Source organism: Paenibacillus sp. FSL F4-0122, assembly GCF_038002845.1.
In the GTDB taxonomy this organism is placed as follows: Bacteria; Bacillota; Bacilli; order Paenibacillales; family Paenibacillaceae; genus Paenibacillus_AQ; species Paenibacillus_AQ odorifer.
Window position 1 is genome coordinate 4564007 of record NZ_JBBODI010000001.1, and the last position, 19146, is coordinate 4583152.

The window sequence follows — 19146 nt, forward strand, 5'->3', positions numbered from 1 at the left end:
GATGCTCCATGGGGTATATCGGCCGCACCTGATTTTGCCAAGTATCATTGATAGACTGGAAACACGACAGTACCGGCTATCAGGATTATTAGATTCGATGCATTGGTTAGGGGTAGATAAGGGCGACCTTGCTGGTGCTGGTATATATGAGGATTTCACTGCAGATGTAGATACACCTGAGCAATATAAGGATTTGCTGCATCTATCGAAAGGGAGTGATCACATGGGCAGTTCATTATTTGAAATTACAGACGGACCGATCACACCAGCGGAGGTATCTGATAAAGTCCTGCGTAGAGAAGCGGGAGCGATTACCTTATTCCTAGGCACTGTACGGGAGTTCACGCAGGGTAAGCGGACATTATATCTTGAATATGAAGCTTATCCGCTCATGGCTGTAGCGCAATTGGAACGAATCGGGCAGGAAGTGAATGAGCGTTGGCCAAATACTATGGTTGCTGTAACCCATAGGATAGGAAAACTTGAAATCACTGATATCGCCGTTGTGATCGCTGTATCCTCGCCGCACCGTAAGGCCGCTTACGAAGCGAATGAATATGTGATTGACCGGATTAAAGAAATCGTGCCTATTTGGAAAAAAGAAATGGGCGAAGACGGCGAAGCATGGGTTGGCGATCAGCTGAATCAATTAACCTATCCGGAAGGGCGGCCATTATTTCCGGATGTTCCTGCAGAAGATAAGAAGTAGAGGCGGCTATTAATGAAGCAGGGGAGGAAGCAAAGAACATAAATGAGTACTGCTCGAATTGCCTTGTAGTATAATATAAATCAATTCAAGCCATCTAAACCTAAGGCAGCAATAGAACATAGGGATTTTTACCCAAAAAGCGAGGCGTAAGGAAATGAATGCAGCAGAGTTTCAACAGTATGTTAAGGAGTTCAGTGAAATCAAAGGGTTTGATACCAGCACCATTGAGCAGAGAATGCTGTACTTAATGACTGAGGTTGGGGAGTTGTCCAAAGAAGTTTTGTCCGTATCTTTTCATCCAGATGCAGAGCGGAAAGAAAACTTGGGATACGAGATGTACGATGTGGTGTGGAATATTTTTGATCTGGCCAATAAACTTGGCATTGATCTGGAGCAGGCTTTTAAACGTAAGCTGGAGATTAATGAACAGAGGACTTGGGAGTAAGGTGTACCTATTGAATACTATAAAAAAAATCCAAGGACCTCCCCTGTGGGAAGCCTTGGATTTTTTTCACCCGAAATTTTATTTAAATGAAGCATAACCTTCATCAGCCATTACAACACTACCGTTAATTGCACTAGCTTCTGGTAAGGAGAGCAAGTATACAGTGTCTGCAACTTGTTCAGGCAATGTTAATTTGTTACCCATTACTTTACTCTTCATTTGGTCGACCATTCCTTGATCTTTATATCCTTGGATAATTGGCGTATCTACAGCGCCTGGAGCAACGGCAAGCACGCGGATACCATGGACGGAAAGTTCTAGTGCTGCGGATTTAGTCATCATAATGACCGCACCTTTGGAAGCGTGATATGCGAATGTACCTGGGGAAGCTAGGAATCCAAATACAGAAGCTGTATTGATGATCACACCTTTAATGCCGAGCTCACGCATTTTTTTACCAGCAGCGATAATCCCATGGGCTACGCCATGCTGATTGACATTAATGACACTATGATAATCCTTAAGGTCTTGGTCTAGTACAGGAGTGACGCGGCCGATGCCGGCATTGTTGAACATTACGTCAATTCTTCCATAAGTATCTACAGTTTTCTGAACGAGTGCTTCAACTTCTTCGTATTTTGAGACGTCAGTTTTGACGAAAATAGCTTCGCCACCATCTTTAATAATTTGTGCTACCGTTTCTTCACCTAATTGTTGATTGAAATCGGCAACGACAACTTGATCACCTTTACTTGCAAATTTAATGGCGGTTTGTTTCCCGATTCCACTGGCTCCACCTGTTATTACGGCTACTCTTTTGTCTGTCATTTGAGTTTCCTCCTCGAGCAATATAGTTATACTAGAAATGAAAGTTGATATAGTAAAAATGGTTACTTACTAACTTATTTACATTGTAGCACTTGTCTAAATTAATTAAAATTTAAGTAAATTTAATAGTTATTAAGTAAAGATTAACTTAAGGGGTGATTCAAATGAATTTGGAGCAGTGCGAGAATATCGTAGAAGTCGCAAAGATTGGTTCTTTAACCAAAGCAGCTCAGAATCGTCATATCACTCTATCCGCAATGAGCCAGTCCATTACCATGCTGGAGGCTGAGCTGGGAGTTACTTTGTTCATCCGTTCGCGCGGGCAAAAGGCGGTTCCCACAGCAGAAGGAAATGCCATTATTAGCAAAGCAAATGAAGTCCTGATGAAAGTAAATGAATTAAAAGAAGAAGCACAGATTTACAGCGATACGTTAAGTGGTCATTTGAAAATTGCTACGATACCTGGACCCATGCATTTGATGGTGAAGGTAATCTCTAGCTTTAAGGCAGATTTTCCAAAAGTGAAAATAGAGATTTTTGAAAAGGGACCTAAAGAAATTCTGGATAATGTACTTCAGGATGAAATGGACATTGGACTTATGGTCTCGCCGGAAGGAATGCCTGACAAATATAAAGGGGTTAAGTTTGAACGGTTAGTGGAAGGAAAGATTGTAGTTGGTGTACATCCACACTCACCGCTTGCCCTGAATTCCATCCTTACACCTGCTCAGTTAGTGGGGCAGACGTTGGTTTTATACGATGATTCTTACATTAAGGACTATGTAGAGCGATATTTATCTGGCTATGGGCCGATCAATTTGCTTTTTGTAAGTAACAACACACGGGCGATTGAGAATGCAGTTGCAGAAGGACTGGCCATCACAATTGGTCTGGATTATTCGTTTCTAAAAATATCAGAGGGTTCTCCAGGCTTCATGAAAACCATCGAGTTACGATCACCAGATACCCGTGCGAAATATTCAGGAGCTATTGTCTCTGCTTCAAAACAGACCTCCCAGACCGCCCGGAGATTTATCAACAGGCTAAAGCATGAATTTGATGAAATGATTAGACGAAGTTAACAGTATGCCTTGGTAAATTTTATCTAACCTTTACGCTTCCTAGTTAATATTAACCCTATGATGTTGTCCAAGCTCAGATCGATATTAGGACAGCCAAGTGGGGAGGATGTCAACACAGTGAGATGGTATCTTAGGCAAATTAATGTTGTTATTATCTTTGTTTTGTTGATTTCGTTGTTACAACCGGGTGCAATTGTTCGCGCTTCCATTTCTGATTTATATTTACCAGCAACAGATTACGGAACCGTTATTGATGTTCGCCAAACAGAGCTTGCACCCGGGGCGATGTATACCTGGATAGATCTCCAGAATGAACGTGGTTTACAAAAGATACATGCAGTGGAGTTCAACCCGCAACAAGGAAATTTGGAGCTGCGGGCAGGTACGAAGGATGGAAAGGTATACGGTATGAAGGGCGTTACCGAAATGGCCATGTATGCGGATTCGCCTGGAAACCGAGTGATCGCAGGGATCAACGGTGATTTCTATGAAATCCCCGGTTTTGCTACGGGTGTTCCCAATGGACTTTAAGCTTACACCAAGAGTAGTGTATCTGTAGCTAGCCGTAACATTTCGGCATTCAATGATATTGGTCTTGCTCCACAGTGGGCTCAAGAGGCAATCAGTGAAGTGTACAGACTTGGTTTGATGCAAGGACGTGCTGAAGGGCAATTTGCACCGGACCAAAACGGAACACGTGCTGAAAGTGCACAGATGATCCTCAACCTGCTGAGTGTTATGGAGTAATGATTATGGCCAGTCTCAGGTTTATGGGGACTGGCTGTTTTTTTGATAATTGGATTAGTGGGATATACGCAGGATACGCACGCATGAATACACTGAGGGGGAAGCGGAGTAAAAGTAAAAATAAGGGTGAGACACAAAAGGTAAGTGTATATGGAGAACAGAGAACTAAGGCACGCTCGCTAAGGTACGATAAAGCTGAGGCACGCTCGCTGAGGTGTGCTAAAGCTAAAGTACGCTCACTGAGGTACGCTAAAGCTAAAGTGCGCCAACAGCGATGCACACTTGGTAAGTTTGGCTCGGACGAGCTACTTTTATCAAGAAAGTTTGTTTTAACAGATAGCCTCGATGGTTTGGGATCGTAACGGACTGTATTGCCGCTATTTTAACTTTTTGGTCTATTTTTCCAATTTTTCGGACTCCATAGCTCTTATTGTCATACTTTTGCACGGAATCGTAATATATTTTAATGAATAGCTGCATTTGAGTCCGATAGCTGAGCAGAATGGCAGAAATCAGCTTAATAAGGTCTCCTCGGTCCGATGAAGTAGAATTGAGTTAATAAGGTGAGTAAGGTGAGCTATGTGAGCCAAGTGAGCTAGGTAAGTCAAGTGAGTAAAGTGAGCAAGTTGAGAAGGTGAGCTAGATGAGTAAAGTAAGTAAACTGAGTCAGTAAACGGAAGATAAGATGCAGAATACAGATGGGGTTTAAGCGTATAGTAAAACTGAGGCGAGTATCGAGCATATTCCAAATCCTTACAGACGAGCGCCGAGTCTTTTTCCGGTATTTTGTAAATATAGGGTTATATTGGGCGTGGAATACTGGGAATTACTCTTCAGAGGCAAGTAAAAACAAGGAATAATTGTTATTAGCCAACACAAATTGTTATGTTGTGTTATGATAGTAGGGAGGTGACTCCCATGAATGATTTTGAGAACTATCCCGATGAGCTGGGTAATTTCATTCGGCACATCAGAAAGACGAGAGGGTTAACCTTAAGAGGACTGGAAGAAAAGAGCGGTATAAGTTACTCACAGCTCAGCAAAATCGAACGTGGAGAGAGCATTCCGCTTAAAGACAATCTGGACAAGATCATTGAAGCGCTTGGAACGGATCTGAAGAATCGGATGTACCATTTGGCAGATTATATGCCAGATATTGAATATATCAAGACCTTGAAGCAAGGATATGAGCTGCCACAGCTCAAACAGTCTCAAGATTACATCTACGAGACAGCCTTTAACAAGCTTAAGGAATTCAGAGCGAAGGAAGGGAAAGAAACATCGTACGTTTCCTTTGATTCGAATGAAGTTATAGTTTACGAAACGGAATATGGGGCAGGAATGGTAATAGAGAAGATTGAGAAATACAATCTGACCGATGTCCTGAACGATAAGTTTGAGGGTAACCTCGACTCCTTAAGAAAGAGCCCCCGTAAAGGGCGTCAAGCCTTTCTATTTGGCGAGTGGCTACGGGAGTGCGTTTATGAACTGAAGGAAGAGGAACAGGATCAGGTCATACAAGCACTTAAAGAATTTACTCAGTTTAAAGTACAACAAATAAAGGGTGCTTATAAATAATGTATGCCTTTTGCTAATGATCTCAAAAATGAATGAATGTTGCCCTTTCTTGCAGCCATCTATTCATCTTGATCCATAAACTAACAACTAAAAATGGTTTGACAGAAAAGGGGATATTAATAATGAAAATTAACATGAAGTTTACCAGCAAGGGCAAAGTCGCTATAGAGAATTTTAATAACGAGGAATTGCTGGAGATCTTCGCACGTTACATCAAGACATTATCCAAAAAGTATGACATCGAAGTTGATGTTCCTCTTGAAGCGAATCAAAACATTGTTGGTGATGGTGCGGTAATCGCAACTGCAAAAAATGTGAAATGTGATGTTGAAACTTTCTTTAAAGAATTGGGCAGAGATATTAAAGTTCCTTTGAAGAAAAGACTCGGCGGCAAATTGGAGAATGTTTTCAAAACAGAAATTACAGAATAGAGCATTATTTTTATCTGAGATTAACCATCATATGTGCATATAAAAAAGGTAGGGCCGCGGAGGCTCTACCTTTTTTATGTTTATGTACTTAACTTAAGGCGACCTAAGGAGCTTATTGTTGGTTGAAGCTGGAGAATAATGTGTACCATGCGCAGTGTGAATTTAATGGGGAAGGGGATGTTATATACTTTCAGAATCTATGAGATTTCTACCTCTCATGATATCTTTAATAATTTCAATGAAATCCGGTAACGCATGGGCATCAACCGCTAGCTCATAGATTCTTAGTAAATCCTCGTCAGATATAGATTCCAGAGATGAGGGCCGTGGAGAGGGATGAAAATAGTAATTCATTATGATCCTCCATCATTAATTGTTTTTATTATAGGTTTATCTATATGGTATCATTTGGAATAGGATCCGTCTCCTGTCATTCATCCTACGAATTTATCTTTACATTTGAGGATTATTATGGCATAATGTGCGATTTTGAGGAAATTGCTAAAAAGTTTCAATTTTTAATAAAATAATCCCGGCATGCGTGAACATGCCGGGATTATTAAAAAACTGAATTTTATTCTGACGGTTTTTTCTTTTGTGAAGCAAGATACTTCTTAAGGCGCGGTTCATTGGATTCCGAAACAGTAGTGAACTGCGTACCTTGATTAAAGCATACAATCTTCCGCCCGGGATCATAGCCTTCTATGTTGTTGATATTGACGACATTGCTGCGGTCAAGGCGTTCGAATCCCTTACCCTCATACGCTACGGAAAGATCGGAAAGCGTGGTGGGGAGAATAAATTCGCCTTCTTTCGTATGGACGAATATTGTATTTTTATAATTCGAGAAATACAATATATCTTCCTCTAGAATATCACTAGAGGAACCGTCTTTCTGTAAGACACGCATCTTTTCCCCATCCTTGTTTAATTACTTGCGCAGTTCTTTTGGAATTTCAGGGCTGTAAGCTGCTGGTTTTAGAATTTTTGTGAAAACTTGAGCAGAAGTACCCAGTAGGTTAGAAGCATAACGAGCTAAGGTTTTTTTCATCTGATTGACCTCCTTTGTAATGGGATTATAACTGTAAAGGATTGAACTAAAAATGCCAATCCAATGACAGACGAATGGATCCAAAAATTCAAAGAAACCAGAATTATGGAAATGATCTTTAAACCCAAATACCATTCTTTGGGGATTTGAGCATTAGCATCAGGATTCGGAGCACATAAGATCATTACAAGTAAAGAAAAAAGATTAATCCAAATCAAATGGTTATGTATTAGATAGGTAATATGAGGGATAAGTGAACAGATAAAGATAGATACAATATTGCAGGACCTTGCGGATTTTAAATGCACACCACCAGATGACATTCTTAGGAGTATGAAACTGAATAAGGCTAAGAATGTTTCTTTTAGCTGTCCAGTGAGCCCGCCAATGCATAATGAAGTCATAATAATTAATAAAGTATTCAGAATAATGCTAAGGGCATAATGCATGATTTCAATAGAATGCGTTTGCTCTGGATTACTTTTCTTAATGAACTCAACAATTTTAAGAGATAAATGATTCATAATTATTTCTGTCCTTTTTGTATGAGAAATATAGATATCCCCATAATAGTATTCCATAGAGAAATGGGATTATGAAAAAGAAACGAGATTCAAAAAAGTAGTTGAGTGAAGTAACGACAATTATTGTAGGAAGATTAAGAGCGAATAATATTTTTTCATTAGTCGTTGGTTTAATTTTTACATCGGGTTTATCAGGTACAAAGTCATATCCAATACGTTTATGACCTACATACATACCAATGAGAATCGCGGTTAATGCTGATAAAACCTGCATTGTGATCATGTTTTTGGTAATCGGGTTCAAGATATTTAGAGGCATGATGATTACAGAGTTTAATAGATACATAAGACTGGTCTGAATCACCAAGTATGCTTGATAGGTCATCCCGGTTAATATAGAAGCGTAGAAGGGATGAATCCGGAATAACATCCACATAAAACAAAACATTAGTGCATATTGTGAGAAAATATCTAATGGAAACATCCCATAGTTGATCCTAATTGTATAAGAAGAAAAGCCCATAATAAAACTAGCAAACACCATCTCTTTATGATATAGATCAATTTTGAAGATTTTGAAAGCCAGAAAAAACATTGCATAAGTCTCTAGTATTGAAAATATCATAAAAAGAATAAAATCTAGCATGCCGACACTCCCGATGACTTCTAGTTTAACCAACCCTATTATTGCAAGTATCGTATAAAATGAGCTAAAATACAACAACTACAGTATAATTTTCCTCCTATTTTTTCAAAAAAATTCAAAATGAGAGGGGTTTAGACATGGGTCGACGTCCAGAAAGCAGTGAGTATCTCGAAGAATTATCAAAATATGTCGATTTAGTGCCAGCTGAAGGAGACATCATTACTATTTTTAGAGAGCAGACGGATGAGATTTGCACTTTTATTTCGAATCTAACGGAAGAACAAGGGGACTATCGTTACGCTCCGGAGAAATGGAGTATCAAGGAAATGGTCGGACATCTGGCTGATACCGGAAGAATCATGTCCTACCGTTTATTGTGCATCGCCAGAGGGGATACGACTCCACTGCCGGGTTTTGAAGAGAAAGACTACGTACTTACCGCCAATTTCGAAGCGCACACTTTAAAAGTATTGCTGGCCCATTACAAGCTTGTTCGAGAATCGACATTACTCCTAATGGAAACTCTGCCGGAGGAAGCATGGATCCGGAAGGGAACGGTTAACGAGACTACTCTTTCTGCGAGAGCTCAGGCCTGCATTATGATTGGACATGACCATCATCATTTGAATATTCTTAAAGAAAGATATTTAGGGTAATATCTTCTTAATCAAAAAAGCATTCCATCAGCCTTTATGGCTTTGGGATGCTTTTTATACACGGCTATAGCGGTGGATTCTTGTGACATTTACGGCATACCGGATAGTAAGCTTCATTGCCACCAATCTGGATTTGCTTGCCGCTATATACGGGCTTGCCGTTTTCTACTCTTAGAGCCATAGTAGCTTTGCGCTCGCAGAACCAGCAGATCGTCTTCATTTCCTCGATTTTATCAGCGTAGATCAGCATATATTTGCTGCCTTCAAATAACTGATTCTGAAAATCATTTTTAAGTCCGAAGGCCATTACCGGAATGCCCAGCTCATCAACGATACGCACTAGCTGGAGAATACATTCCTTGCTTAGAAATTGACATTCATCAATAAGTACACAGTGTGGTTTAGGTTGGTTACTGCTGACGATATTATAAATATCTGTGTTCTCATCGATGGGGATCGCTTGTTTCCGAAGCCCAATACGAGAAGAAATAAAACCAACCTCGTCCCGGTCGTCTATGGATGGAGTGAAAATAAGCACCGATTTCCCCTGCTCTTCATAATTATGTGCAACCTTGAGTATCTCAATAGATTTACCACTGTTCATTGCTCCGTATTTGAAAAACAATTGTGCCACTTCCATCTATCCTTTCGTAAAAACCATTGATTATAACTTAAAAATGCGACCATATTAGAGTATCATATTCGGATCGGATGTATCCAGTGAAAACATTGCGATTGATTGGATGTGGTATGATAAGAGGTAATAAGAGATGGGAAAGGAAGTAATAAGTGTGACTGAAAGATTAGACGAATATAAGGAACGGTTAGCTCTTTTGCAGCAGAATGGAGATTTATCCAGTGACACTGAAAGCTTGCTGGAAGAAATGATGGCGGATTTGGTGGAATTGAATCGGAGTAATAAAGCACTGCGTCGAGCAATTCTGAAAACTGGACAGGCTTCCACGATGTCAACTCGGTTAAGGGATGCACTGTACGAATAGAAAAAGAGGGTATGCGAATGGCTTTGATTTTCTCTTATCTCAAAAAATATAAGGTAGCTGCAATAGCTGCCCTTGTAATGATGCTCATTGAATTGACGGTAGAATTATCACAGCCTTTGATCATTTCCAAAATCATTGACTTGGGGATCCGAGAAAAAGATACCTCTGTAGTATGGCTGTGGGGCAGTATATTGATCGGCAGCGCGGTAGTTGCGTTTACAGCCGGGGTACTCAGTTCTTTTTTTGCTGCCCATGCAAGTCAGAGCTTTGCGTTCGATCTTAGGGACAAATTGTACGAAAAGGTACAGTCTTTTACGTATGAAGTATTCAATCGTTTTGCTACCTCGTCACTGATTACCCGTCTGACTGGTGATGTATCACAGCTGCAGGATACTATTTTTATGAGCTTGCGCTTTATGACACGGGTGCCACTTGTTGTGGTAGGCAGTGTGATTATGGCGTTAGTTGTTCATGTGAAGCTGGGATTACTGCTGACGGTGGCGTTACCTTTGTTGATTTTTTTCCTCTACTGGATTATGAGAAAAGCTTCCTTGTTATTTCGTACGGTCCAGCAGCGTTTAGACGGAGTTAATGGCGTGATTCAGGAGAATCTTACGGGTATTCGCTTGATCCGCGTATTTGTGCGTATGGGGTATGAGATTGAACGTTTCACGGTATTTAGCGGGAATTTGATGAGATCAACGGTGTCTGCCTTGCGTTTGACTGAGACGACGATGCCTTTTGTTATGCTTATTGTGAATGCGGCGATTTTGGCGATTTTATGGTTTGGACGGATAGCCATTTCCAATGGGGATGCTACTTTGGGTCAGACTGTTGCTGTTATTAATTACTCCTTGCGAACGATTGGAGCACTATCAGCGATATCTGGTCTTGTTGTAACGTTTTCCCGCGCTCGGGCCTCCTCTCAGCGTGTTTCAGAAGTTATGGAAGCGGGAGCTGGAGTTCATGAAGGCGGGACTTTGCAAGGCGAACCGATTCAGGGCCACGTTAAATTTGAAGGCGTTTGCTTTAAGTATCCTAATAGTGATATCTCTGTCCTGGAGGACATTCATTTTGAAGTAGCTGCTGGTGAGCGAGTAGCGATTATGGGGGCGACCGGATCTGGAAAATCCTCACTCGTGAGTCTGATTCCGCGCTTGTATGAAGAGACTGACGGCACCATTTGGATTGACGGTGAAAAAAGTGCTGATATTGATATTTTCAGACTGCGGAGATCGATAGGTTATGTGCCTCAGGAATTGCAGCTTTTCAGCGGATCAATCCGCAATAATATTGCATGGGGCAATGAACACGCCACACTGGAACAAATCCAACAAGCAGCGGCGGCTGCACAAATTCACGAGACGGTAAAAGGGTTGCCGGATGGCTATGACACGATGCTTGGTCAACGAGGGGTTAATCTCTCCGGCGGACAAAAGCAGCGGTTAACGATTGCCCGCGCACTTGTTAGGAAACCGGCTATGTTGATCCTTGATGACAGCACCAGTGCACTTGATGCGGTTACGGAAGGGCTTTTGCTGGAGGCGCTAAAGGATATCTCCTGTACAACCTTTTTGATTACTCAGAAAATCAGTTCAACGGCATCAGCCGATTTGATCCTGTTGCTGGATGAGGGACGATTAATTGGCAAAGGCTCGCATAAGGAGCTTATGGCAAGCTCCGAGCTGTACCGCAAGATTTATGAATCACAGGTAGAGGAGGCGAAGCAGCATGTTCAAAGCATTAATTGAACCTTTTCGTCATCCTAAACCGAACTTTGAACTTGGCGTGGGACGAAGTCTAGGGACAGCATCTGGCGGCAAACCCAAAGCAAAGGCGAAGGATTGGTCAGGGACGCTGATCCGGATCTGGAGTTATCTAGCTGAGCGTAAAGCCAAGCTTATTCTTGTACTGATCATGGTTGTCTTCAGCTCAGCGCTAGCGCTGATGGGGCCATACATGATTGGCAGAGCGGTGGATAATTATCTGGAAGGTACCGGCGGGCGCTCATGGGTTGTTTTTCTGACAAGCCTTGCTTGTGTGTACATTTTTTATTCTCTGACTTCTTGGCTGCAAAACATATGGATGATCGAAATTGCTCAAGAAACTGTATTACGGATGCGTACGGAGCTATTCTCCCATTTACACCGTCTGCCCATTTCCTTTTTTAATCGGAGACAGCAGGGAGAAATTATGAGCCGTCTTACCAATGATATCGAGAACGTCAGCTCTACGTTGAATAGCTCGGCTATTCAGATATTTTCAAGTGTCTTAACCTTGCTGGGAACCGTAGGGGTTATGCTGTGGCTTAGTCCCTTGTTGACGCTGCTCACATTCCTCGTCGTGCCTTTGATGTTGTTAGGCATGCGCTGGATTACACGCCGTACAGGTCCACTATTTAAAGAACGTCAGCGCAATGTAGGGGAGCTTAACGGTTATATTGAGGAGACCTTATCCGGACAACGGATTATCAAGGCTTTTTCACAAGAGGAACGGGTCATCTCCGGTTTTCATGAACGCAACAAGCGAATTATGCTGTCAGGTTACTGGGCGCAGTCCATTTCTGGTTTCATCCCCAAGCTTATGAATGGTCTTAATAATCTCAGCTTCGCCATTGTTGCAGGAATTGGTGGTCTGCTTGCGATCCGTGGGTCGATTACAGTGGGTGTGATCATCGTATTCGTTGAATATACCCGCCAGTTTACTCGTCCGCTTAATGATTTAGCGAATCAGTGGAATACCTTGCTTTCAGCGGTGGCAGGGGCAGAACGGGTGTTTGAAGTGCTGGACGAAGAGACCGAGGCTAAAGATGAAGGTGCAGCCATATCACTTGAAACTGTACAGGGTGCGGTGAAGTTTGAAAATGTAGCTTTTTCTTATGATGGAGGTTCTAACACGCTGCAGGATATCAGCTTTGAAGCGAAGCCTGGTGAGATGATCGCTTTAGTTGGACCTACCGGTGCAGGCAAAACAACGCTAATAGGGCTGTTATCCCGTTTTTATGATCCTAATCAGGGGAAAATCACGCTGGATGGCTTAGATATCACTTCGATTCGGCGGGAAAGCTTGAGAAGTCATATGGCCTTTGTATTGCAGGATTCCTTTTTGTTCAAAGGGAGTATCCGCGATAACATCCGGTACGGGAGGCTGGATGCGTCCGATGAAGAGGTTGAAGAGGCGGCTAAACTGGCCAATGCCCATTCTTTTATTATGCGAATGCCCGAAGGTTATGAACGGATGCTCTCGGCGGATGGCAGCGGTATAAGCCAAGGGCAGAAGCAGCTGCTCTCCATTGCGAGAGCGATTCTTGCTAACCCCTCTATGCTTGTGCTTGATGAAGCAACCAGCAGTATTGATACAGTGACCGAGATCAAGATTCAGGAAGGGCTGCAGGCGCTGATGAAAGGGCGAACGAGCTTCGTCATCGCTCATAGACTTGGCACGATTCGTGCGGCTGATCGAATTCTTGTGCTTCAGGGCGGCAGATTATTGCAGCAAGGCTCTCATGAAGAGCTGCTGAAGCAAAGCGGACTGTACAGTGAGTTGGTACAGGGGCGGCGGAAAGAGGCGCTTGATAAGGCGGGTATTTAAGAAAAAGGCGAGAATTTTCAGGGAGCGCAGATTGCGTCCATGAAGTTCTCGCCTTTATGTTATTTGTGATAGATAACGAGCACCAGATCGGGTGAGCTGGGAGGGTTTGAATGTGGGGAAATCTATTGTACAAATTACAATCAGCAGGGTAATAAGGCTTGATTGTGTGCGATTCGAGATTCATATGATCAGATGAACAAATGATGAGATGAAAAAGCTGATTCTAAGTTTAACATAGCATCTTAAGAGATCGTTTCCTGCGTTCCGGCTTGTTTCACCTTTTGCTTCTCCTTGAACCTTGGACCTACGTAATTCTTCTTACGGTCCCTAGCCAGAATCCAGCCACCAAGGAAAGTCATGCCAGCTGCGAAGAGCAGCAATCCACCACCGAAATGCAGCCAAGCAAAGTGGGGCACAACGGTATCATCACCATGCATGGATATGTAATCAAAAATATCATCCTTCATCATAAGGAAGCCCTTCATTGCTATTAAGCCCGGAAACACAAGAATAAGGATGGCAATGAAGCGTGAAATTAACAGTTTCATAAGTGTCTCCTACCCCTCTTAGCCCTTTAGATTCACCCATATGATAACGCTTTAGCAAGAAAAAGTCCATTTGCATATGACGTTTATAAGTTTTGTAATAGAGCAAAAAGAGAGTACAATATACTAAGTAAAATGAACTTACGTGTAATGACTGGAGGATACATATCATGACAATTTCATGTGACGTGGCCATACTTGGCGGAGGTACTGGAGGGTATGTGGCGGCTATTCGCGCTGCACAGCTTGGAAAGTCCGTTGTCGTCATCGAAATGGACAAACTGGGAGGAACCTGTCTGCATCGGGGCTGCATTCCTAGTAAATCACTGCTCCGTAGTGCAGAGGTATATGCTGAAATCAATGAGAGTGAGAGCTATGGCATTGAGACAAGCGGTGTACAGCTGGTATTCCCAAAGGTACAGAAACGCAAAGAAGCTGTAGTTGAGCAACTTCATCAAGGCGTACAATATTTGATGCGCAAAAATAAAATACAAGTTGTCAAAGGTAAAGGGCGCGTAACGGGTCCTTCTATTTTTTCTCCGCGCAGCGGTGCTGTAGCTGTGGAACTGGAAGATGGGGAGATGGAAACAGTAGTTTCCAGCCATCTTATTATCGCTACGGGCTCACGCCCACGAGTATTGCCTGGTCTCGAACCAGACGGGAAAGTGATTCTTAGCAGTGATGAAGCGCTCACGCTCGAAGAGCTGCCATCTTCTATCATTATTGTGGGCGGCGGTGTAATTGGTGTCGAATGGGCTTCAATGCTGGCTGATTTTGGAGTGCAGGTGACTGTGGTTGAAGCGGCAGGTCAGTTACTGCCTCAAGAGGATGAAGAGATAGCTAAGGAACTGCAACGGTTGTTGAAAAAGCGTGGTGTTAAGGTACTGACTGAAACTACAGTGGATGCTGCAACCTGCCAGGTAACGGAGGATGGAATTTCGATCGAAGCCCGTAAGGGAGAGCAAAGTCAAAGCCTATCCGCAGAAAAATTGCTTGTATCCGTAGGCAGAGTGGCCAACATCGAGAATATTGGTCTTGAAAACACAGATATTCGCTTTGACAAAGGGATTATTGCTGTAAACGCTAGTATGCAGACGGCAGAACCGCATATTTATGCGATTGGTGACTGCATCGGCGGGCTTCAATTGGCTCATGCAGCCAGTCATGAAGGGATTATGGCGGTTAACCATCTATCTGGTGAGAAGCTACATCCTTACCATACACATTTAGTACCACGTTGTGTCTATACTCGGCCTGAGGTAGCAAGTGTGGGCTACACCGTGAAGGAAGCTAAAGAGCTTGGACATGATGTAGTGATTGGCAAGTTCCCATTTTCGGCCATTGGCAAGGCAATTGTATATGGCCAGAAGGACGGATTTGTCAAAGTTGTTGCCGATCGTAGCAGTGGAGATATTCTTGGTGTGCAGATGATTGGTCCTCATGTGACGGATCTAATTGGAGAAGCGGCCTTGGCACAGCTTCTGGATGCAACACCTTGGGAGATTGGTGAAGCTATACATGCTCACCCTACCCTTTCGGAGATTATCGGAGAAGCAATGTTAGCTGTGGATGGAAGATCTATTGGATTTTAGTTTTTCTTAGCTTTTCTTTTTGGGTAGAAAGGGATTATAATATACTCAAGTCAAGTCTTAGTACCAGGTTTTAAGATCAGGGCACAATTGGTCTTAATTCCTGTAAGACTTCAGGCTTTATGAATAAGGAGGTATCTCTTTATGGAATCCCAAGGTACTGTAGAAACGATTAACAGACATAAGCAGCTTGGACTTAGTGACGGCCAGGTCATCGATATGTACAGATATATGTCGCTCGCTCGTAAATACGATGAGCGCAGTCTGCTGCTTCAGCGCGCTGGCAAGATCAACTTTCATGTCTCCGGCATAGGCCAGGAGGCGGGTCAGGTGGCGGCGGCGTTCGCGCTGGACCGGCAAAATGATTATTTTTTACCGTATTACCGCGATTATGCTTTCGTGCTCTCAGTGGGTATGACTACCCGCGAACTTATGTTGTCCGTATTCGCTAAGGCAGAAGATCCAAACAGTGGTGGGCGGCAAATGCCGGGTCACTTTGGCAGTAAACGTCTGCGTATTGTGACAGGGTCAAGCCCTGTAACCACGCAGGTCCCTCATGCGGTTGGCTTTGCTCTGGCGGCCAAAATGCAGAAGAAGAAATTCGTCTCCTTTGTAACCTTCGGTGAAGGTTCCAGCAATCAGGGGGATTTTCATGAAGCTTGTAACTTTGCCGGAGTGAATAAGCTGCCGGTTATTATCATGTGCCAGAACAATCAGTACGCAATCTCTGTTCCTGTTCATAAACAGTTAGGCGGCAAGGTTAGCGACCGTGCGCTGGGTTATGGATTTCCTGGTGTGCGTGTAGACGGAAACGATCCGCTTGAGGTTTATCGTGTCGTTAAGGAAGCGCGGGAAAGAGCCCTCGCGGGTGAAGGTCCTACGCTGATTGAAGCGATGATGTACCGTTTGTCTCCACACTCCACCTCAGATAATGATCTGGCTTACCGGACCAAAGAAGAGGTTGATGAGAACTGGAAGAAGGACGGCGTAGCAGGATTCCGTAATTACTTGATCGGTCTGGGATTGTGGAGTGACGAGCAAGAACAAGATCTTGCTGCTGAATGCAATCTTGAGCTTAAAGCGGCTATCGAGTATGCCGATAATGCTCCGTTCCCGAAACCGGAAGACACACTGCTGCATGTATACAGTGATTCCGACCTCAAAGGAGGGGCATAAACCATGGCTATAATGGAATATATCGATGCCATCAGGCTCGCGATGAAGGAAGAAATGGAGCGCGATGATTCCGTGTTCGTGCTTGGTGAGGACGTTGGTCTCAAAGGCGGCGTATTTACCACAACTAAAGGTCTACAGGAACAGTTTGGCGAAGAGCGGGTTATGGATACACCCCTCGCTGAATCAGCGATTGCTGGTGTAGCCATCGGAGCAGCTATGTACGGAATGAAACCAATTGCTGAAATGCAATACTCCGACTTTATGCTTCCAGCGACGAATCAAATCATTAGTGAAGCGGCTAAAATCCGTTATCGTTCAAATAACGATTGGAGTTGCCCGGTTGTCATTCGTGCCCCTATTGGCGGCGGGGTGTTCGGCGGTTTGTATCATTCACAGTGTCCAGAATCGATTTTCTTTGGTACACCTGGATTGAAGATTGTAGCGCCTTACTCCGCTTATGATGCTAAAGGTTTGTTGAAGGCAGCCGTACGTGATCCTGATCCGGTTCTTTTCTTTGAGAACAAAAAGTGTTACAAGCTGATCAAGGAAGAAGTGCCGGAAGGGGATTACACCGTTCCAATTGGCGAAGCTAATCTGTTGCGTGAGGGAACGGATATTACGGTGATTGGCTACAGTCTTCCGCTGCATTTTGCTATGCAGGCTGCGGAAGAATTGGAACGCGAGGAAGGAATTACAGCACATATTCTTGATCTGCGTACCTTGCAACCGCTGGATCGTGATGCGATTATTGCTGCTGCCCGTCAGACCGGTAAGGTATTGATTGTGCATGAAGATAATAAAACAGGCGGAATTGGCGGCGAAGTGGCGGCCATTATCGCTGAGCATTGTCTGTTCGAGCTGGATGCACCGATCTTCCGTCTCTGTGGTCCCGATGTTCCGGCGATGCCAATCAGCCCGCCAATGGAGAAGTTTTTCATGCTAAGTAAAGAAAAAGTGAAGGCGGAAATGCTCCGGCTAGCACAATATTAATTTGTTAAGTAGATGCGAAGCTTCCTAAAACTCAAGTGATGCTTACGAAGCTTCGTAAACTTTAAGAATATGCTTACGAAGCAAGTTTTACTGCGTAGTCTTTCTAAGAGTCATTGCTTCGTAAAACTTTTAAGGAGTGAAAAGATGTCTGACAACCAAAAGTTGACTGACGTGATCATGCCGCAGCTGGCAGAATCGCTGGTATCGGCGACGATCGGCAAATGGCTGAAGAAACCGGGTGAACCGGTAGAGCAATATGAACCACTATGTGAGCTTATTACTGATAAAGTAAATGCGGAATTGCCTTCGACTGTAGATGGAGTTATGGGTGAGCTTTTGGCGGAAGAAGGTCAGGTTGTTAATGTCGGCGAAGTGATTTGCCGTATTGCAGTTCCTGTGGCTGCCTCTGCTGCTGCTCCAAGTACGAATCAGACGACAATTGCATCGAATGCTTCTAATGATGTTGCAGGGCAGAAGTCCACTGCAAATGCTGGCGATTCGATGCGTGCTCGTTATTCTCCTGCAGTACAGACACTGGCTGCTGAGCATAACATTGATCTATCGTTGGTTACTGGTACAGGTATGGGTGGCAGAATTACCCGTAAAGATGTGCTAACCTTCTTAGAAAAAGGTGGAGCTACATCCGCAGCTTCAACTCCTGCTAGTCAGCCTGCCCCGTCTGTATCACAACCACCAGCTCCACAGTTTGTTCAAACCGAAGTGAAGAAAGCGGAAGAGCCTCTTCGCCATTCCGGGCTACATTTGAGCGAATCTCCGCGTATTCCAACGATAGAGGTTGAGGGTGGACGAGGAAGCAGTTCGGAATATCTGATTGATGTAACACCAATCCGAAACACAATTGCTACAAGAATGCGCCAGAGTGTCTCGGAGATTCCACATGCTTGGACGATGATTGAGGTGGACGTGACTAATCTGGTAGCGCTGCGCAATAAACATAAGGAAGAATTCAAGCGCAAGGAAGGCATCAATCTAACCTATCTGGCTTTCATGATGAAGGCTGTTGTGAGTGCGATTAAGGATTACCCGATTATGAACTCTGTCTGGGCTGTAGACAAAATTATTGTCAAACGTGATATCAATATCTCGTTAGCGGTAGGTACAGAAGATTCGGTTATCACTCCTGTGATTAAGAAGGCTGATCAGAAAAATGTCGCTGGGTTGGCTCGTGAGATTGATGAATTGGCACAAAAAACACGCGAAGGCAAACTTAGTCTGGAAGATTTGCAGGGAGGGACTTTCACTGTAAATAATACAGGCTCGTTTGGCTCCATTCTTTCTTATCCAATCATTAACTATCCACAAGCAGCGATTCTGACCTTTGAATCGATTGTGAAAAAGCCTGTGGTCATCAATGATATGATTGCTGTTCGCTCAATGGCTAATATTTGTCTGTCCCTGGATCACCGGATTCTGGACGGAGTCATTTGTGGCCGTTTCTTGCAACGCGTCAAGGATAATATAGAAGGATATACACCGGACACTAAGCTCTATTAATGAATAACTAGCCAAACTGTGCAGGCAGGAGACTGGAAAAGG

The 19146-nt window shown here is 43.4% G+C and carries 22 protein-coding genes; 15 read left to right on the top strand and 7 right to left on the bottom strand.

Features of this window, described 5'->3' with window-relative positions:
- Window positions 1-223: 223 nt before the first annotated feature.
- Window positions 224-709 carry a molybdenum cofactor biosynthesis protein MoaE gene (locus MHH49_RS19730; RefSeq protein ID WP_036676344.1) on the top strand — a complete coding sequence of 162 codons (486 nt, stop codon included), beginning with the start codon at window positions 224-226 and terminating at the stop codon, window positions 707-709.
- A 154-nt stretch (window positions 710-863) separates the two neighbouring features.
- The gene (locus MHH49_RS19735) at window positions 864-1154 is read left to right on the top strand and encodes a MazG nucleotide pyrophosphohydrolase domain-containing protein (RefSeq protein WP_036676004.1); all 291 of its coding nucleotides are present in this window, start codon (window positions 864-866) and stop codon (window positions 1152-1154) included.
- Between the two features lie 78 nt (window positions 1155-1232).
- On the opposite strand, the gene MHH49_RS19740 is transcribed toward MHH49_RS19735, so the two are convergent.
- Window positions 1233-1982: an SDR family NAD(P)-dependent oxidoreductase gene (locus MHH49_RS19740; RefSeq protein WP_036676006.1), complete on the bottom strand. Its 750-nt coding sequence runs from the start codon at window positions 1980-1982 to the stop codon at window positions 1233-1235.
- Between the two features lie 164 nt (window positions 1983-2146).
- Between MHH49_RS19740 and MHH49_RS19745 the strand changes: the two genes are divergently transcribed.
- The 5 genes from MHH49_RS19745 to MHH49_RS19765 all read left to right on the top strand — a co-directional run bounded on the left by MHH49_RS19745 (window position 2147) and on the right by MHH49_RS19765 (window position 5820).
- Entirely contained in the window at window positions 2147-3064 is a 918-nt protein-coding gene (locus MHH49_RS19745; protein ID WP_341138449.1) for a LysR family transcriptional regulator, read from the top strand.
- Window positions 3065-3181: 117 nt separating this feature from the next.
- Window positions 3182-3595: a hypothetical protein gene (locus tag MHH49_RS19750; RefSeq protein WP_038572498.1), complete on the top strand. Its 414-nt coding sequence runs from the start codon at window positions 3182-3184 to the stop codon at window positions 3593-3595.
- Between the two features lie 57 nt (window positions 3596-3652).
- The gene (locus MHH49_RS19755; RefSeq protein WP_256715461.1) at window positions 3653-3811 is read left to right on the top strand and encodes an S-layer homology domain-containing protein; all 159 of its coding nucleotides are present in this window, start codon (window positions 3653-3655) and stop codon (window positions 3809-3811) included.
- Window positions 3812-4729: 918 nt separating this feature from the next.
- Window positions 4730-5389 carry a helix-turn-helix domain-containing protein gene (locus MHH49_RS19760; protein WP_036676012.1) on the top strand — a complete coding sequence of 220 codons (660 nt, stop codon included), beginning with the start codon at window positions 4730-4732 and terminating at the stop codon, window positions 5387-5389.
- Window positions 5390-5511: 122 nt separating this feature from the next.
- Window positions 5512-5820 carry a hypothetical protein gene (locus MHH49_RS19765; protein ID WP_036676014.1) on the top strand — a complete coding sequence of 103 codons (309 nt, stop codon included), beginning with the start codon at window positions 5512-5514 and terminating at the stop codon, window positions 5818-5820.
- 574 nt (window positions 5821-6394) lie between these two features.
- Here the strand turns inward: MHH49_RS19765 and MHH49_RS19770 are convergent.
- From MHH49_RS19770 to MHH49_RS19780, 4 genes are read right to left on the bottom strand one after another with little or no spacing between them, the layout of a single operon-like run.
- Window positions 6395-6730 (bottom strand): LytTR family DNA-binding domain-containing protein, encoded by a 336-nt coding sequence (locus tag MHH49_RS19770; protein WP_036676016.1) that lies wholly within the window; start codon window positions 6728-6730, stop codon window positions 6395-6397.
- A gap of 21 nt (window positions 6731-6751) precedes the next feature.
- Window positions 6752-6871, bottom strand: coding sequence for a cyclic lactone autoinducer peptide (locus tag MHH49_RS19775; RefSeq protein WP_139329854.1), 120 nt, complete (start codon window positions 6869-6871; stop codon window positions 6752-6754).
- Complete coding sequence (locus MHH49_RS31240) at window positions 6868-7452, bottom strand: accessory gene regulator ArgB-like protein (protein WP_081382626.1); 585 nt, start codon at window positions 7450-7452, stop codon at window positions 6868-6870. Before MHH49_RS31240 ends, MHH49_RS19775 begins: the two co-directional genes overlap by 4 nt.
- On the bottom strand, window positions 7376-8041 hold the full coding sequence (locus tag MHH49_RS19780) for a hypothetical protein (protein ID WP_139332061.1): 666 nt from the start codon (window positions 8039-8041) through the stop codon (window positions 7376-7378). Before MHH49_RS19780 ends, MHH49_RS31240 begins: the two co-directional genes overlap by 77 nt.
- A gap of 137 nt (window positions 8042-8178) precedes the next feature.
- Between MHH49_RS19780 and MHH49_RS19785 the strand changes: the two genes are divergently transcribed.
- The gene (locus tag MHH49_RS19785; protein WP_076213649.1) at window positions 8179-8697 is read left to right on the top strand and encodes a DinB family protein; all 519 of its coding nucleotides are present in this window, start codon (window positions 8179-8181) and stop codon (window positions 8695-8697) included.
- A 64-nt stretch (window positions 8698-8761) separates the two neighbouring features.
- Here MHH49_RS19785 and MHH49_RS19790 read toward each other — a convergent pair whose 3' ends face one another.
- Window positions 8762-9331, bottom strand: a complete 570-nt coding sequence (locus tag MHH49_RS19790) for a thymidine kinase (protein WP_036676019.1) — start codon at window positions 9329-9331, stop codon at window positions 8762-8764.
- Window positions 9332-9467: 136 nt separating this feature from the next.
- On the opposite strand from MHH49_RS19790, the gene MHH49_RS19795 reads away from it, so the two are divergent.
- The 3 genes from MHH49_RS19795 to MHH49_RS19805 are packed head-to-tail and all read left to right on the top strand — an operon-like array spanning window position 9468 to window position 13289.
- Complete coding sequence (locus MHH49_RS19795; protein ID WP_036676022.1) at window positions 9468-9698, top strand: hypothetical protein; 231 nt, start codon at window positions 9468-9470, stop codon at window positions 9696-9698.
- Window positions 9699-9715: 17 nt separating this feature from the next.
- Window positions 9716-11449: an ABC transporter ATP-binding protein gene (locus MHH49_RS19800; RefSeq protein WP_339809691.1), complete on the top strand. Its 1734-nt coding sequence runs from the start codon at window positions 9716-9718 to the stop codon at window positions 11447-11449.
- Window positions 11430-13289, top strand: coding sequence for an ABC transporter ATP-binding protein (locus tag MHH49_RS19805; protein WP_339809693.1), 1860 nt, complete (start codon window positions 11430-11432; stop codon window positions 13287-13289). Before MHH49_RS19800 ends, MHH49_RS19805 begins: the two co-directional genes overlap by 20 nt.
- A 242-nt stretch (window positions 13290-13531) precedes the next feature.
- Here MHH49_RS19805 and MHH49_RS19810 read toward each other — a convergent pair whose 3' ends face one another.
- Window positions 13532-13837, bottom strand: coding sequence for a DUF2627 domain-containing protein (locus MHH49_RS19810; RefSeq protein WP_036676028.1), 306 nt, complete (start codon window positions 13835-13837; stop codon window positions 13532-13534).
- A gap of 167 nt (window positions 13838-14004) precedes the next feature.
- Between MHH49_RS19810 and lpdA the strand changes: the two genes are divergently transcribed.
- The 4 genes from lpdA to MHH49_RS19830 all read left to right on the top strand — a co-directional run bounded on the left by lpdA (window position 14005) and on the right by MHH49_RS19830 (window position 19104).
- The gene (gene lpdA, locus MHH49_RS19815) at window positions 14005-15426 is read left to right on the top strand and encodes a dihydrolipoyl dehydrogenase (RefSeq protein ID WP_038572484.1); all 1422 of its coding nucleotides are present in this window, start codon (window positions 14005-14007) and stop codon (window positions 15424-15426) included.
- 141 nt (window positions 15427-15567) lie between these two features.
- Entirely contained in the window at window positions 15568-16599 is a 1032-nt protein-coding gene (locus tag MHH49_RS19820; RefSeq protein WP_036676031.1) for a thiamine pyrophosphate-dependent dehydrogenase E1 component subunit alpha, read from the top strand.
- A gap of 3 nt (window positions 16600-16602) precedes the next feature.
- Window positions 16603-17589 (top strand): alpha-ketoacid dehydrogenase subunit beta, encoded by a 987-nt coding sequence (locus MHH49_RS19825; RefSeq protein ID WP_036676034.1) that lies wholly within the window; start codon window positions 16603-16605, stop codon window positions 17587-17589.
- A gap of 144 nt (window positions 17590-17733) precedes the next feature.
- A complete protein-coding gene (locus MHH49_RS19830; RefSeq protein ID WP_076104402.1) occupies window positions 17734-19104 on the top strand; it encodes a dihydrolipoamide acetyltransferase family protein in 1371 nt (456 codons plus the stop codon).
- The last annotated feature ends 42 nt before the right edge of the window (window positions 19105-19146 follow it).